Source organism: Streptomyces sp. NPDC111656, from assembly GCF_055656965.1.
The window spans coordinates 353855-368306 of sequence record NZ_JBVKCA010000006.1 but is presented as its reverse complement, the minus strand read 5'-3'; the positions used below and the strand labels follow the sequence as shown (position 1 = coordinate 368306).

The window sequence follows — 14452 nt, the reverse complement described above, 5'->3', positions numbered from 1 at the left end:
GCGGCAGAACCCCCGGTTCAACGGATTCGCCCAGCGCCGATGGGCCTACGGCATCTTGTCGCCGAGCAGTGCCAGGTTCTCGATGGCGGCGAGGCCGTACAGGGCGCTGTCGTTCGAACTGACCCAGTTGGCCTCGCTGCCGGGAACCAGCGTGACCGGGCCGCTCAGCGGCTCGGTCTTCCAGGGCGAGGACTCCATGTAGCCGTCGGAGCTGTAGAACTTCGTCCACGCGCGCTTGGCGAGCGTCGCGTCGCCGGTCTGGACGGCGGCGTACGCGTCGAGGCGCGAGTGGCCCTGGAACAGCAGCAGGGAGCCGAAGTTGGAGCCGTAGCGCGCGGCCTGTTCGGTCTTGGTGGCGTTGAAGTAGCGGCAGTAGTCGAGGTAGACCTCCTTGAACTTCGGCACGTCGACCAGATCGATCAGCTCGGCGCACAGTTCGTTCAGGCCGAAGACGGCGGAGAGGTGCGAGACCGAGACGACCGGCGCGGAGGCGATGGCGAACCTGCCGGTGTCGAGGTCGTACAGCCCGCTGCCCTGGACGAAGCCGTTGGGCTGGGCGGCGATCGTCTCCATCGTCGACAGCACGCGCGCCTTGGCCTTCTCCCACTTCGGGCCCTTGCGCTCCCACTCCGTGAGCCAGGCCGAGACCAGCCCGCTCCAGTCGGTGCCGAAGCCGATGGACAGGGCGTGCCGGTCGGGGGTGTACGGCTCGGTGCGGATCTTGCGGATCGGGTCGAGGACGAGGAAGGTCTCGTCGGAGTCGACGTTGGCGTGCATGAGGTCGCCGACCCGCTCGTCGGCGGTGAGGTAGTAGTAATAGCGGCGGTATGTGGTGTTGGCGATGCGCTGCTGTTTGGCGCTGTCGGCGTAGTGCTGCACGCCGTGCCGGGTGCCGAGGCCCGCCCACTGGCCGAGGTGGTAGACGTCGACCTCGCCGGTGTGCCGGGTGAGCGCCTCGGCGAAACGGAAGATGTCCGAACGGCCCGAGCGGAGATAGGCCATCCACAGCCAGATGTCGGGCGACAGCTCGGAGTTGTCCCAGGCGTAGCCGCCGACGTCGTAGCGCCACTGGTGGCGCACGGTGTCGTACGAGTGCATGAAGTCGCCGTAGTCCCAGAAGCCGTACCAACGGCGCATCTCCACCTGGTCCTTGTAATAGGTGAAGAGGAAGTCGAGGTGGTCCTCGATCTTCGCCTTGGCGGCGGTGGAGCGGTCCGGCTCGGAGAAGAGGCCGCCGAAGACCTTGGCCTTGATGAGCTGCTTGGGCGGCGCGGCGAGCTGTGGCAACACACGTACGGCCGCGACCTGTTCGGCCAGCGTCTCGGGGGTGGGCGTCGACTCGTTGGCCCAGAAGAGGAGTTCGGAGGTGCGGGCGATGCCGTAGGGGGTGCCGAACTCGGGTTCGTAGTCCTCGTAGGTGATGTTGAGGCCTTCGAGCTGCTCGGCGTAGGTGTCCTGGCCCATGCCGTCGTGGTAGAAGCGCAGGTCCATGGGCTGCGCCTCGGGCGACCAGAGCCAGAGGGTGACCTCGGCCTCGTCGGTCTGGGCGTCGCGGATGTCCAGCTGCGCCGGGTACTTCTCCCAGAAGTCCCTGAGGCCGAAGGAGAGACCGCCGCTCGCCCCGCCGACGTAACCGAACCCGCTCGCCCGGTGTCCCCCGCCCGCGCCGATCCAGCCGTGGCCCTTCTTGGTGCGCTTACGCAGGGTGAAGCCGTCGGCGGAGAGCTGGGAGAGGGTGTAGTCGCCCCACTCGGGGATGTACTGGAGGCGGGTCGTGACCCGCTGGTCCCAGGTGGACGGGTCGGGCAGCTTCTCGCCCGCGAACTGGGCCGCCTGCACGGCCGCTCCCGGGTCGCGGCGCAGCCCGGTGATGCCCTGCACGGCCTCCCGCAGCAGACCGGAGCCGTCGCCGCCGATGCGGATGTGCCGGTCGTACGCCGCGTCGCGCATCGGCACGTTGAAGCGGACGCCGAGGCCGCGGATGAAGTCGCCGCTCGTCTTCCCCGGCTCCTGCTTCCCGTCGAAGGTGATGGTATGCACCATTCGGAAGGAGTCGGCGCCCGCGTAGAAGTACAGCCGGATCGAGAACGGCAGCCAGCTGCGGCTGCCCTTGCGGTGCTTGCCGTCGATACGGACGACGGCACGGACCGGGCCCTCCTGCTCGACCGTGACCTCGGCGATGACGCTCTCGAACCGCTCGTACTTCTCCGCGCCCTGGTCGTCGTCCTCGATCTCGGGCTGACGGATCAGCACCAGCCGGCCGTCCTTGGCGATCTCGGTCGAGCCGCGCTTCACCGATGTGACGAGGGTGGAGCCGCTCTTGCCGATCTTCGCGGTGATGACGCCGGTCGAGATGTCGATGGTGCCGCCGCTCTTGTCGACGGTCACCAACTTGTCGGGGGCGGCGGGCGCACCGGCGGCGAGCGTGAGCTTCCCGGAGCCGGAACTGACCGCGTGCGCCGTCCACTTGAGAGAGCCGTCCGGCCAGTACGCGATCGGCCAGGACTGCACCGGCACGTCCTTGCCGGAGGCGTCGGTGAGCGCGAAGGTCTGGTCCTGCTGGTACGCGCCCTTCGGCCAGGGCACGCCGACGGTGGAGCCGGGGGCGGCACCAAGGGCGCCGTCCTCCAGCCAGTCCAGGGGCACGGGGTCGGCGGCGGCGGCCTCGGATCTGACGGCGGCCTGCGCGTTCGCGCTTCCCAGGGCCCAGCTGAACTGTGCGGCGGCTCCGGCGACTGCGGCCGCCTTCAGCAGGGACCTGCGGGGGATGGGAGACATGGCCTTTCCTTTCCGTGCGGGGAAGTCAGGGGCATGACAGAGCGAGGTACGACGCCGAGGGCGCCGACCTGCGAGGAGCTCAGCGACGGCGGTGGCGCGCCTCGACGGCGACGGCCGCCGCCGCGACGGCCCCCAGGACGGGGACCGCCAGCGGCGCGACGAACAGGGCGGAGGCGGCCACGACGGCCAGTCCGCCCACGAGCAGGAACGAGCCGGCCGGATCGAGGACCGTACGGCGTCCTGCCTCCGCGAGCAGCGCCCGCCAGGAGGCGCCGGGTTCCCAGACGGCCGCCGCGCGCAGCCCGGCCACGGCGAGGCCGATCAGGGCGAAGAGACCGACGGCCCCGACGAGCGGGCCGCCGGGGACACCGGCGCGCACGGCCTGGACGTCCACCCAGACCGCGGCGGCCGCGGCCCAGCCGGCGACCCCGGCGATCCAGCCGCCCCGGACGGCGGCCCGGAAGTCGGCGACGAACTCCCTCAGACCGCCCGCCTCATGGGACGTACGCCGCCGCAGATGCCGTGCACCGGCCGCGAACGCGGCGGGGTAGGTGACCAGCGGCAGCGAGGCCACCGCGATCCACACCCCGGTGAGCAGGCACTCGGCGAACACGGCGAAACGCTCGGCGAACACGGATTCGCGAGGTGCCTTGCGAGCCTTCGCCCGCCCTTTCCGCTCCGCTCGCGCCCACAGCTGGCTGGTGGCCATCTCAGCCCTTCAATCCGGAGGTCGCCATACCGTCGATCAGGTAGCGCTGGAAAGCGAGGAAGAAGAGGAGCACGGGCAGCAGGGCGACCAGCGACATCGCGATCATGCCGCCGTAGTTGGCGACGCCCTCCTGGTCGCGGAACATCATCATGCCGAGCGAGACCGTGTACTTGCTGGGCTCGTTGAGGTAGATCAGCGGGCCCATGAAGTCGTTCCAGGCGTTGATGAAGGTGAAGATCGCGCTCGTGATGAGGGCGGGGCGGCACAGCGGCAGCACGATCGACCAGTAGATCCGCAGATGGCCACAGCCGTCGAGCCGGGCCGCCTCGTCCAGTTCGCGCGGCAGGTTCCGCATGAACTGGACCATGAGGAAGACGAAGAACGCCTCGGTGGCCAGGTACTTGCCGATCAGCAGCGGAACGTAGGTGTTGACCAGTTCCATCTTCTGGAACATCACGTACTGCGGGATGAGCAGCACGTGATAGGGCAGCAGGAGCGTGCCGATCATGAGGGAGAACAGCAGGTTCCGCCCGGCGAACCGGATCTTGGCGAAGGCGTAGGCCGTCAGCGAGCAGGAGATGAGGATGCCGACGACGGAGCCGAGCGCGTAGAAGAGGGAGTTCTGGAAGAAAGTCGCGATCGAGATGTCCGCGATGCCGTCGGCCAGGCCCTTGAAGTTGCCGAGGACGGGGCTGGTCGGGAACAGGTTCAGGCTGCCGATGATGTCCCGGCTGGGCTTGAACGAGGCGCCGATGACCCAGATGACGGGATAGAGGACGACCGCGAGGATCAGCAGCGCGCCGATGTGCCAGACCAGCGAGCCGGTGCGTTTGCGGCTGCCGACTTCGAGGGGCTTGCGCAGGGTGGTGCTCATCGGGCGTCCTCCTCGTAGTGCACCCACCGCTTCTGGGACCAGAAGAGGACGGCCGTCACCAGCGCCACGGCGAGCAGCAGCATCCAGGCCATGGCGGACGCGAAGCCCATCTGGGACTCCCTGAAGCCCTTCTGGTACAGGTAGCAGGTGTAGACGAGCGTGGCGTCCGCCGGTCCGCAGGTCGCGTTGGAGACCACGTACGCCGAGCCGAAGATCTGGAAGGAGTGGATGGTCTCCAGGAGCACGTTGAAGAAGAGCACCGGCGAGATCATCGGCAGGGTGATGTTCCAGAACCTGCGGAACGGTCCGGCGCCGTCCACCTCGGCGGCCTCGTACAGCTCCCTCGGCACCTGCTTGAGCCCGGCGAGGAAGATCACCATGGGGGCGCCGAACTGCCAGACGGTGAGCGCGACCAGACTGTAGAGCACCCAGTTCGGGTCGCCGACCCACCCTCCCGTGTGGAAGCCGAGGAACGACTGCGTGCGGTCCACGATGGCGTCGTCGGAGAAGAGCGCGCGCCACACGAATCCGACCGAGACGCTCGCCCCGATGAGCGAAGGGGCGTAGAAGGCGGCCCGGTAGAAGGCCTGCCCCCGTCGGCTCTGCGCGAGCAGCAGGGCCACTCCGAGCGCGAGCAGCAGCTTGAGCGGGGTGCCGATGACGACGTACTTGGCCGTCACCTCGACCGACTTCTGCCACCGCGGATCGTGGAACATCTTGGTGAAGTTGTCGAAGCCGATCCACTTCGGCGAATTGAAGAGGTTGTAGTCGGTGAACGCGAAGTAGAGGGAGGCGGCCATCGGGCCCGCGGTCAGCAGCAGGAAGCCCGCGATCCACGGGGACATGAAGAGATAGCCGGCGAGGTTTTCCCGGCGCCCCCGTCGCTTTTTGGCGGCGGGGGCCTCGGGGCGTATCTCCGGGGCGTCGGGCGGAGAGTCCTTGACGAGCGTCACGGCGGTTCCCATCAGGCGGCGAGGGCGGTCTTCGCCTCGGAGAAGAACTGCTTGACCGCGTCGGCGACCTTGGTCGTGCCCTGCGACATGTCACCGCCGATGCGCAGGAAGGCGGACTCGCAGGTGTCGGCGCCCGCCGGGTGCGGGGTGATGGTGCCGAGCACTCCGGCCGCGGCGACATCCGTCTCGTACTTCGCGATCGCCTGGTTGGGCGCGTCGGCCGGCTTGTACGCGTCGAACTGCTCGGTGGTGGCGAGGATGCCCCGGTCATAGCCCATGATCTTGCCGACCTCGGGGTCGTGGACCATGAAGTTGATGAACTGGGCGACCTCCTTGGGGTGCTTGGTGCGGGCGGAGGCGCTCAGCATCAGGGAGGCGAGGTACTGACCGGTCTGCTTGCCGTCGGTGGTCGGGATCGGCGCGAGGCCGTAGGTGCTGGTGCCCTCGGCGGTGTAGCGGACCGTGAAGTTGTCCCAGGTGAACTCGGAGGCGCCGTGGGCCGCCGAGAGCGAGGACTTGGGCTTGTCCTGCTCGACCCGCTTGGGGTCGGTGACGATGCCCGCCTTGACGCGGTTGTAGCCGTCCGTCCACCACTCCGTCAGGTCGGCCTCGTCGAAGCCGAGTCCGTCCTCGGTGAAGAACGCCTTGCCGTTCTGCCGGAGGTAGAGGTCGTACAGATACATGATGCTGAAGTAGCCGGTGTCGCCGGGCAGCTTCTGGGTGTCGTGGATCTTCTTCAGGGCGGCGAAGTACTCGTCCCAGGTCCAGCCCTGCTTCGGCTTGATGCCCGCCTTCTCAAACACCTTCTCGTCGATGACAAGTGACATGGTGTTGGATCCGACCGGAATACCGAGCTGCTTTCCGTCGACCTGACCGACCTTCTCGACTCCGGCGCGGAAGTTGTCGAGGCTCAGATTTCCCGCTTCTATCTGAGGCTTGAGGTCGAGCAGGATGCCTCTCTTGTCGTACTTCCGCAGGAATCCGACCGCGTTCTGGAATACGTCCGGGGGATTTCCTCCGGCGGCCTGGGTCTGGAACTTCTCCCAAAAGGCCACATAATCCTGGAAGTCGGTCTTCACCTTGATCTTCGGGTACTTCTTCTCGAAGAGCGCGATGGACTGGTTGATCCTCTTCGCCCGCTCGTCGGCACCCCACCAGGCGTACCGGATCGTGACCGTCCCGTCCCCGGAACTGCCGCTGTCCCCGCCGCAGCCCGTCGTCGCGGTCAGCCCCAGCGTGGCCAGTGAAGCTCCGGCCGCCTTGAGGACCGTACGCCTCTCAACACTCCCGTTGTTACCCACAGTCGGGCCTCCCCGCGACGTCGTTGCACCTGCGTGAATCGTTTCAAGTAAGCGCTTGCTGGCACAAGGTACGGAGGGCTTCCAGGCGCGTCAATGATTCGGACAGGAATTGATGCGACGCGGTTCGGCCGCGTGGCGACGGGTGTTGGGGGTGCCGCTCCCACGGGGGTGCCTGAATGTGCAGGTCCGGGGCGTGCGGTCGGGGTGTCGAACAGAAAACGACGGGTCGGGCGAGCGCGGGGCCGGGCCGAAAACAACTGCCGGGCGGGTGGGGATGCGGAGGCGGGGCGGGGGCGGAGGAGTTGGTGGGGTTGGTGGGGGGTGGAGAGGTGGGCAGGGGGTGGGTTTCGGGGGCTCGGGGGGGGGATGGACGGGCCCTCGTAGGTCTGGATGGGCCTCGGCGGGTTGTTCCACCGTGGGCGGGTCGTGCCGACGCGGGCGGCGGGTGCGCGTCCCGGTGGCGGCTTGCTCGGGTTGGTCCGGTGTTCGCCCTGGTCGGCGGGGCGGCGCGGGGGGGGCGTCCCGCAATGCGGGACGGCTGGTGCGCGCCCCGACAGCGACTCGCTCGCACCGGTCCGGCATTCACCCTGGCCGACGGGGCGGCGCGGGGCCCGCGATGCGGGGTTCAAGACTTCACAGGGCACTGCATGCAACGTGACCGGCACCGCGCCGCGGCACATCCCGGCGGCGGTGCCCGCGAGCAGCGCGGACGGCTGCGTGGCGGTCCGGCCGACGCCCGGCGCCGGACGGGCCAGCGGAGCCGCGTGGTCCACATGACTGGACCACATGACGGACGGGACACCACCGTGCGGGCGCAGGTCGGGTCGGGTGCCCCCAGAGGGAACGGGCATATACCGAGGTCAGCGGCTTGGGAGAGGTTTGCCGCTCGCCCGGAGTCCGCATGCGGGGGCATGCGCGGGGCTGGGTCCGCGCGGGGGCGCCGGCGCCGATTCCGATGGCGGCTGCGACCGCGACTCCGGCTCCGATCCCGACGCCCGCGCGGGGACCGCTACCGGCTCCGCCACTGGCACGGAGTGCGGTTTGTTGTTGCCGTGGACGCGCTCTCCCGCCCCCGCGGGGCGGTGCGGAAATGACGAAGGCGACCCTGCCCACGTGGTGCGTGGAACTGGGTCGCCTGTCGTACTGGTGGGCGATACTGGGATCGAACCAGTGACCTCTTCGGTGTGAACGAAGCGCTCTCCCGCTGAGCTAATCGCCCGGGCGCAGGGAGAACATTACCCCATGTCAGGGGGTGCTCCGACCAGCCAAGGAGCCTCCAGGAGGGACCTTCACCCGTCGGTCATTCCTGGATGTTCCACGGCATCTGAACGCCGAACTTCCAGAGGTAGACACCACCAAGGGCCGCGACGATGACGACACCGACACTCGTGAGGATGATGTTGCGGCGCCGCACCTTCGGGTCGAGTGCCCGCTGTGTCGCCTCCGTGACTTTGCGCTTCGTCCAGCGGAGCACCAGCTGTGCCCAGACGAACTCGGTCGCCCAGATCGCCATGCCGCCGAAGATCACCAGCCAGCCGGGACCCGGCAGCGGAAGCATGATCACGCCCGCGCCGACCACCGCGAGCCCCACGACGAAAACACCCACCTGCCAGCTCAGATGCAGCGCACGGCGGGCCTTGATGAATTCCGGCGCCCGCGATCCGAGCGGCCCCTCGTTCTTCGTCTCACCCTCGGCCGTGGCGACCTCGCCCGGCTCGTCACTCCCCGTATTCATACGGCCAAACCCTACCGGAGAGAAACCAGTCACCGGAATGGCCCTATCCGGCGAACGTGCTCTCGGCCGGAAGAGTTACGTAAAGACACGCAAAACACTCAGAGGGGTTTACAACGGCACCGTAGGTGGCATGTCGATTTCGCCGACGTGCGAATCCCCGAGCGCACACTGAGCGAAAGGCCCTGGCGCTTATGAACACCACGGTCAGCTGCGAGCTGCACCTGCGCCTCGTTGTGTCGAGCGAGTCCTCACTGCCTGTACCCGCAGGACTGCGGTATGACACGGCCGATCCCTACGCCGTGCACGCCACCTTCCACACCGGAGCCGAGGAAACCGTCGAGTGGGTGTTCGCCCGCGACCTCCTCGCCGAGGGCCTGCATCGGCCCACCGGTACCGGCGACGTCCGAGTCTGGCCGTCCCGGAGCCATGGCCAGGGCGTCGTATGCATCGCCCTGAGCTCCCCGGAGGGCGAGGCCCTGCTGGAAGCCCCGGCGCGGGCCCTGGAATCGTTCCTGAAGCGAACGGACGCCGCCGTGCCCCCCGGCACGGAACACCGGCATTTCGATCTCGACACGGAGCTCTCACACATCCTGGCCGAGAGCTGACGAGACCCCCATAGAGCCGCCCGGCGCCGTCCACTCGGGGAGACGGCTCGGGCCTAAACATCTGCAATGGGCACAACCGCAAGGGCACGAACACCGGCGCCGTCGCCGCGGACTCCCGCGGGGACGGCGCCGGTGCGCGTGGTCGACGGCAGGTCTCGACGGCCCCAGCGCCGCCGCGCGTGGCCGGGGCGGGCGTTCCTGCCCTGCTCGGGCTGGGACGCCGACGAGAGCCGATGAGAGCCGATGACGGCGCCGCGCCCGGGGCACGGGGCGGGCGCCGGGTTGGGTAGGGCCGACAGGCCGGGCGGGGCACGCCCGGCGGACTCACGCGGCCCACCGGGCTCAGCGCCGGCCCGGACAGGTCCGAGGCCGTTTCGGAGGTGTCCAGAGTGCGGTTCGTAGCCCGTGAACCGGCCCGTGACCCGCCCGTGGACTGGCCCGGAGTCGTGGCGCACCGCGTGCACATCGACCACCCCCGCTCCCCCGCGCCAGGAAGCCACTACCATCGGCCAGCATCGGAGGGCGCCCGCCCGACCCCCAGGCCAGGGAGCGAAACGTGCTCATCACCCACGACACCCGGCGCTCCCTCGACGCCGTGGTGGACCTGGTGAACACCGCGGCGGAGAACGACACGCCGGACGGGCTCGCGGATGTCGCGGCCCTCGACGGTTTCGTACGAAAACACGGGATCAGTGATGTCGGCGTGCTGTCGGAGCAGGACCTCGCGGCCGTACGCGAGGTCCGCGGCCGGTTCGCCGGAGTCTTCGCCGCCGACGACCCCCGTACCGCCGCGGGCCTCATCAACGAGCTGGTCGCCGTCGCGGGCACCACTCCCCGGCTCACCGACCACGACGGCTACGACTGGCACGTGCACTATTTCGCGCCGGGTGCCTCCGTCGCCGACCACCTCGCGGCCGACTGCGGGATGGCACTGGCGTTCTTCGTGGTCGCCGGAGAGCAGGACCGGCTGCGGCGCTGCGAGGCCCCGGACTGCCGGCACGCCTTCGTGGATCTCTCCCGGAACCGCTCGCGCCGCTACTGCGACAGCCGGACCTGCGGAAACCGGCTTCACGTGGCGGCGTACCGGGCGCGCCGCAAGGAAGCGGCGGGCTGACGGACGCTGGACGCGCGGCGGGCTGACGGAGCCCTCGGCGGGTGACGCCAGGGGCTCCGTGTACGGCTCAGAGCAGCAGCAGGTCGTGCAGCGAAGCCATGAGCAGCAGACAGCCGATCACCGCAAGGAAGATCATCAGCGGTGGCTGGGAAAGCGCGTAGAGACAACCCCGCGGCTCCTCGGGAGGGGCGGCGGTGTCGCTCTGTGTTGTGTCCAGCATCTCGCGGCGATGATGACGCAGCCACGACCCGCTCCGCGATCAACACGCCCGGAATGACCGGGAGTTCGCCAATATCCGCGATGAGCAGGCACGAACGTGATCGTTTCCGCGCTCTCCCATGATCCTCTGTGTCGTTTCAGTCCGTCATATGCCGCGCTTCTTCAAGATGGCCTCGATGTCGCTGAAGTCGTCGTCGGAACCCGTGGCCCGAGGCGTCGTCGCGGGCCGGGCGGCCGGACGGGAACCCTGGCTCAGCGAGGGCGCCGAGGCCGCGGGGGCCACCGCCTCCCGCTGGGCGGCCCGGGCGGCCGCCTTGCGTTCCTTGCGGGTCCCGCCGCCACGCCGCTCGACCGCCCGCGTGGTCATGAACAGCAGCCAGGCCACGCCCAGCACACCGAAGCCCGCCCACGCGGTGGGGCTGAAGGCGGTGTCGGCCAGCCAGCCGACGACTCCGGTCATCACCAGGCCGACCGGCACCAGCGAGTAGGCGGCGATGCGGGCGGCGGAGAGGAACCGCTTGCGGTAGGCCGTGACCGCGGCGATGCCGAGGCCGGCCGCGGAGACGGCGGAACAGACAGTCTCGGCAATCATCCGGTCCTCCAGGGCAGGGCTCGGCAGAGCGGGTCGGTTCGTCCCTTCCATCCTGCACCGCCCCACGCCCGATATGCCATGCTCCGGGCGGACCTCAGGGACATCTCCGGGTCGGGGTCCTCCCCAGGTCCCGGTTGGGGCGCCGTCGGCAGGGCTGGGAGACTGGGTGCCATGAACGACTCCTCCGCAACCCGCGCCACCGCCGTCCTGGATGTCTGGTGCGAACTCCAGTGCCCCGACTGTCGCAGCGCCCTCGCCGACCTGCGCGCGCTGCGCGCCCGCTACGGCGACCGTCTGGAGCTGCGGCTGCGGCACTTCCCGCTGGAGAAGCACAAGCACGCCTTCGCCGCCGCGCAGGCCGCCGAGGAGGCCACGGAGCAGGGCCGGTCCTGGCCGTACGTCGAGGCGGTCCTCGACCGTGTCGAGGAACTGGACCGCAAGGGCGAGCCCTTCCTGATCGAGGTGGCCCGCGAACTCGGTCTGGACGCCGAGGAGTTCGACACCGCCCTGATCGACGGCCGGCACATCCTGATCGTCGACGCCGACCAGGCCGAGGGCAAGGCCATCGGCGTGACCGGCACCCCGACGTACGTCATCGGCGGCGAGCGGCTCGACGGCGGCAAGAGCCAGGAGGGCCTGCGCGAGCGCATCGAGGAGATCGCCGACCGGCTGCTGGCCGAGGGCGCGTAGTCCTCGTACTCGCGAAGTGGTTCAGAGCAGGTTCTTGTAGAGGTGGTACTCGCTCGTCGTATAGCCGAGTGACTCGTACAGCTTCTCCGCCGGGGTGTTCCCCGCGAACACGTTGAGGCCGATGCGGTCCTTCCCGCCGTCCACCGCCCGGGCCTCGGCCAGCAGCATCACGGTGCGCCCATGACCGCGGCCCCGGTGCTCGGGGTCGGTCTCGACCCCGAGCACGAACGCCGCGTCGGGCCACAGGCCCAGCCACAGCGTGCCGACCGGGGTCCCCTCGTGTTCCAGGACGCTGAGCACGGTGTTCTCACTGGCCAGTCCGTCCGGCAGGAACCGGGCGAGCCCCTGGTCCGTCTTGCGGTACGCCTCGGCCTCGGGCACGCCCCGCTCGATCTGCGAGTCGGCGAACCCCTCGCGCTCCTTCGCCAGCCAGGGCACGTACTCGGCCTCGGTCATGGGCCGGGCGACACTGCCGACCGGCAGTTCGGGGCCGGGGCCGTCCAAGGGCTTCGTCATGACGCGGTTGCTCAGGACGTACCCGAGCGTCGTGGCAAGCCGGAGCACACGGTCCGCGTCCCCGGGCACCGACGTCTCGACGCGCTTGCAGCCCCAGCCGCGGGCCACCTCCTCGGCCGCGAGCACGGCCACCGTGCCCCGGCCCCGCCCACGGTCGGGTTCCTCGACGTACAGCTCCCCGACTCGGGCCACGGTGGGGCCGTACTCCGGATGCGTGGAGAGGTGGATCCCGCCCACGGGACGACTGTTCACGCACACCTTGTAGCGGCGGGACAGCGCCCCGTCGGCTCCGCGCTGAAGCGGCTCGGTCGGCCGCAGGGTGGTGGTCATCAGGGGTGTTCTACCCGTCCCGTGCCCCGTCGTCATCCTGTTTTGCCGTCGTCCTTCTTGCGTGCCGACGTGCCACGCGCGACCTCTACGGGTCGAGGTCGTTTCCGGCCCGCTCCTCGAAGACCCGCATGGCCTTGGCGGTCACCGGGCCCGGCGCGCCCGGGAGTTGGCGCCCGTCGACCCGGTGCACGCCCTGCACGTCCCGCAGCGTGGACGTCAGGAAGACCTCGTCCGCATGCTCCAGGACATCCAGCGGAAGATCGGTCTCCCTGGCGCCGGTCCAATCGACGGCGAGCGCGCGCGTGATGCCGGCGAGACAGCCGGAGGCTACGGGCGGGGTGTGGATCTCGCCGTCGAGGACGACGAAGACGTTGGACCCCGTGCCCTCGCACAGCTGCCCGACCGTGTTGGCGAACAGCGCCTCGCTCGCGCCCTGTTCGCGCGCGCGGGCCAGAGCGACGACGTTCTCGGCGTACGAGGTGGTCTTGAGGCCGGTGAGGGCGCCGCGCTCGTTACGGGTCCAGGGCACCGTGATCACGGCGGTGGAGTCGGGGCGGCGGGTGGACTCGCCGAGGGCGACGAGCAGGGTCGGGCCGTGTTCGCCGCGGTCGGACCCGAGCGGGCCGTAGCCACCGGTGTACGTGATCCGCAGTCGGCCGAGCGGCATCGGGTTGGCGTCCAGGACGCCGACGCAGGCGCGGCGCACCTCGTCGAGGTCGGGTGCGGGCAGCCCCAGGCCGCGCGCCGAGCGGACCAGCCGGTCGAGGTGGCGGGTCAACGCGAACGGCCGCCCCTCCACCGCCTTCACGGTCTCGAAGATGCCGTCGCCCACGGTCAGTCCGTGATCGAAGACGGAGACGCGGGCGGACTCCATGTCCTGCAGACCGCCGTCGAGCCAGATCTTCACGTCAGAGAGTCCTTCCGCTTTCGTACGCGTCTCCGTACTGTCCCGACGCTACCCCGAGCAGCCTGGCGGCCTTCAGCTCGGTCTCCTGCCATTCCCTTTCGGGGTCGGAGCCCCAGGTGATGCCGGCGCCCGTGCCGAAACGCAGGACGCCTTCGGCGCGGTCGGTCCAGAAGGTGCGGATGCCGACGGCGAGCTGTGCGGTGCCGCGGTCGGCGTCGACCCAGCCGATGCCGCCGCAGTAGGGGCCGCGGGGTGCGGTCTCCAGGGCCTCGATGATGGTCAGGGCGCTGGTTTTGGGGGCGCCGGTGACGGAGCCGGGCGGGAACGCTGCGGCCAGCAGTTCGGGCCAGCCTGTGTCGGCGCGCAGGTGGCCGCGGACGGTCGAGACGAGGTGGACGAGCCCGGGGTGCTTTTCGACGACGCACAGATCGGGGACGGTGACGGTGCCGGTGGCACAGACGCGGCCGAGGTCGTTGCGCACGAGGTCCACGATCATGACGTTCTCGGCGTGGTCCTTGTCGAGGAGGTCGGCCTCGGTGCGTCCGGTGCCCTTGATGGGACCGGATTCGATGACGGGGCCGGTGCGGCGCAGGAAGAGTTCGGGGGAGGCGGTGGCGATCTCGACGCCGTGGCGGGGCAGTCGGATCGTTCCCGCGTAGGGGGCGGGGTTCCCGCGGGCCAGCAGCGCGGTGAGGGCGTCGATGTCGGCGTCGGGAGCGAGGGGTGCGGACAGGACGCGGCAGAGGTTGGCCTGGTAGACCTCGCCGGCGGCTATGTGGGCGCGGATGCGGCGTACGCCGGCGGTGTACGCGGCGTGGTCGAGGGAGGACGTCCAGTCACCGGGAGTGGGTCCCTGCCACTGCCCGGGGACGGGGGCGGGCACGGGTTCGGTGCGTACGTCGGCGAAGCGGGCGCAGACCAGGCTGCCCTCGAAGTCGGCCGCGACGGCCCAGAAACCGGCCGAGTCCAGGGCCGCGGGGTCGCTGGTGACGTCGAGGAGACCGGTCGCGACGAGGCCACCGAAACGGGCGAGAGGAGGGAGGTCGAGCACGCAGTCGAGTCTAGGTCGGGTGACCTGCGGGTGCCCTGACCGTGTCCTTTGCCGGGCAGACCGCAGCACGCTGCGCAA

General features: G+C 69.7%; 14 protein-coding genes and 1 tRNA gene. 3 read left to right on the top strand and 12 right to left on the bottom strand.

Features of this window, described 5'->3' with window-relative positions; all coding sequences use genetic code 11:
• Window positions 1-45 precede the first annotated feature (45 nt).
• From ACZ7M3_RS20660 to ACZ7M3_RS20630, 7 genes are all read right to left on the bottom strand, one after another.
• Window positions 46-2778 (bottom strand): exo-rhamnogalacturonan lyase family protein, encoded by a 2733-nt coding sequence (locus ACZ7M3_RS20660; protein ID WP_472064993.1) that lies wholly within the window; start codon window positions 2776-2778, stop codon window positions 46-48.
• A gap of 79 nt (window positions 2779-2857) precedes the next feature.
• Entirely contained in the window at window positions 2858-3487 is a 630-nt protein-coding gene (locus ACZ7M3_RS20655) for a hypothetical protein (RefSeq protein ID WP_472064991.1), read from the bottom strand.
• Between the two features lies 1 nt (window position 3488).
• On the bottom strand, window positions 3489-4361 hold the full coding sequence (locus tag ACZ7M3_RS20650) for a carbohydrate ABC transporter permease (RefSeq protein WP_054233927.1): 873 nt from the start codon (window positions 4359-4361) through the stop codon (window positions 3489-3491).
• Entirely contained in the window at window positions 4358-5314 is a 957-nt protein-coding gene (locus tag ACZ7M3_RS20645) for a carbohydrate ABC transporter permease (RefSeq protein WP_099946230.1), read from the bottom strand. The genes ACZ7M3_RS20650 and ACZ7M3_RS20645 overlap by 4 nt, the downstream gene beginning before the upstream one ends.
• 11 nt (window positions 5315-5325) lie before the next feature.
• Window positions 5326-6615, bottom strand: a complete 1290-nt coding sequence (locus ACZ7M3_RS20640; RefSeq protein ID WP_472064989.1) for an ABC transporter substrate-binding protein — start codon at window positions 6613-6615, stop codon at window positions 5326-5328.
• Window positions 6616-7759: 1144 nt separating this feature from the next.
• A tRNA-Val gene (locus ACZ7M3_RS20635) sits at window positions 7760-7834 on the bottom strand.
• An 81-nt stretch (window positions 7835-7915) separates the two neighbouring features.
• On the bottom strand, window positions 7916-8350 hold the full coding sequence (locus tag ACZ7M3_RS20630; protein ID WP_351308683.1) for a TIGR02611 family protein: 435 nt from the start codon (window positions 8348-8350) through the stop codon (window positions 7916-7918).
• A 191-nt stretch (window positions 8351-8541) separates the two neighbouring features.
• Between ACZ7M3_RS20630 and ACZ7M3_RS20625 the strand changes: the two genes are divergently transcribed.
• Together ACZ7M3_RS20625 and ACZ7M3_RS20620 are read left to right on the top strand one after the other, a co-directional pair.
• Window positions 8542-8955 carry an SsgA family sporulation/cell division regulator gene (locus ACZ7M3_RS20625; RefSeq protein WP_003959770.1) on the top strand — a complete coding sequence of 138 codons (414 nt, stop codon included), beginning with the start codon at window positions 8542-8544 and terminating at the stop codon, window positions 8953-8955.
• A gap of 556 nt (window positions 8956-9511) precedes the next feature.
• Window positions 9512-10069, top strand: a complete 558-nt coding sequence (locus tag ACZ7M3_RS20620) for a CGNR zinc finger domain-containing protein (RefSeq protein WP_351308686.1) — start codon at window positions 9512-9514, stop codon at window positions 10067-10069.
• Between the two features lie 67 nt (window positions 10070-10136).
• Here ACZ7M3_RS20620 and ACZ7M3_RS20615 read toward each other — a convergent pair whose 3' ends face one another.
• Window positions 10137-10289 (bottom strand): hypothetical protein, encoded by a 153-nt coding sequence (locus ACZ7M3_RS20615; RefSeq protein ID WP_168490065.1) that lies wholly within the window; start codon window positions 10287-10289, stop codon window positions 10137-10139.
• Window positions 10290-10433: 144 nt separating this feature from the next.
• Window positions 10434-10880 carry a hypothetical protein gene (locus ACZ7M3_RS20610; protein WP_097283920.1) on the bottom strand — a complete coding sequence of 149 codons (447 nt, stop codon included), beginning with the start codon at window positions 10878-10880 and terminating at the stop codon, window positions 10434-10436.
• A gap of 171 nt (window positions 10881-11051) precedes the next feature.
• Between ACZ7M3_RS20610 and ACZ7M3_RS20605 the strand changes: the two genes are divergently transcribed.
• Window positions 11052-11570, top strand: a complete 519-nt coding sequence (locus ACZ7M3_RS20605) for a DsbA family protein (RefSeq protein ID WP_472064987.1) — start codon at window positions 11052-11054, stop codon at window positions 11568-11570.
• A gap of 21 nt (window positions 11571-11591) precedes the next feature.
• On the opposite strand, the gene ACZ7M3_RS20600 is transcribed toward ACZ7M3_RS20605, so the two are convergent.
• From ACZ7M3_RS20600 to ACZ7M3_RS20590, 3 genes are all read right to left on the bottom strand, one after another.
• Window positions 11592-12416, bottom strand: a complete 825-nt coding sequence (locus ACZ7M3_RS20600) for a GNAT family N-acetyltransferase (RefSeq protein ID WP_472064985.1) — start codon at window positions 12414-12416, stop codon at window positions 11592-11594.
• An 85-nt stretch (window positions 12417-12501) separates the two neighbouring features.
• A complete protein-coding gene (locus tag ACZ7M3_RS20595; protein ID WP_472064983.1) occupies window positions 12502-13323 on the bottom strand; it encodes an aminotransferase class IV in 822 nt (273 codons plus the stop codon).
• Between the two features lies 1 nt (window position 13324).
• Window positions 13325-14374, bottom strand: a complete 1050-nt coding sequence (locus ACZ7M3_RS20590) for a chorismate-binding protein (protein WP_472064981.1) — start codon at window positions 14372-14374, stop codon at window positions 13325-13327.
• Window positions 14375-14452 lie beyond the last annotated feature (78 nt).

What these genes read in the sequence shown, in the direction of transcription:
- ACZ7M3_RS20660 (WP_472064993.1), bottom strand. Translation starts at nt 2,778, where the DNA reads ATGTCTCCCATCCCCCGCAGGTCCCTGCTGAAGGCGGCCGCAGTCGCC.
- ACZ7M3_RS20655 (WP_472064991.1), bottom strand. Translation starts at nt 3,487, where the DNA reads ATGGCCACCAGCCAGCTGTGGGCGCGAGCGGAGCGGAAAGGGCGGGCG.
- ACZ7M3_RS20650 (WP_054233927.1), bottom strand. Translation starts at nt 4,361, where the DNA reads ATGAGCACCACCCTGCGCAAGCCCCTCGAAGTCGGCAGCCGCAAACGC.
- ACZ7M3_RS20630 (WP_351308683.1), bottom strand. Translation starts at nt 8,350, where the DNA reads ATGAATACGGGGAGTGACGAGCCGGGCGAGGTCGCCACGGCCGAGGGT.
- ACZ7M3_RS20625 (WP_003959770.1), top strand. Translation starts at nt 8,542, where the DNA reads ATGAACACCACGGTCAGCTGCGAGCTGCACCTGCGCCTCGTTGTGTCG.
- ACZ7M3_RS20615 (WP_168490065.1), bottom strand. Translation starts at nt 10,289, where the DNA reads ATGCTGGACACAACACAGAGCGACACCGCCGCCCCTCCCGAGGAGCCG.
- ACZ7M3_RS20610 (WP_097283920.1), bottom strand. Translation starts at nt 10,880, where the DNA reads ATGATTGCCGAGACTGTCTGTTCCGCCGTCTCCGCGGCCGGCCTCGGC.
- ACZ7M3_RS20605 (WP_472064987.1), top strand. Translation starts at nt 11,052, where the DNA reads ATGAACGACTCCTCCGCAACCCGCGCCACCGCCGTCCTGGATGTCTGG.
- ACZ7M3_RS20600 (WP_472064985.1), bottom strand. Translation starts at nt 12,416, where the DNA reads ATGACCACCACCCTGCGGCCGACCGAGCCGCTTCAGCGCGGAGCCGAC.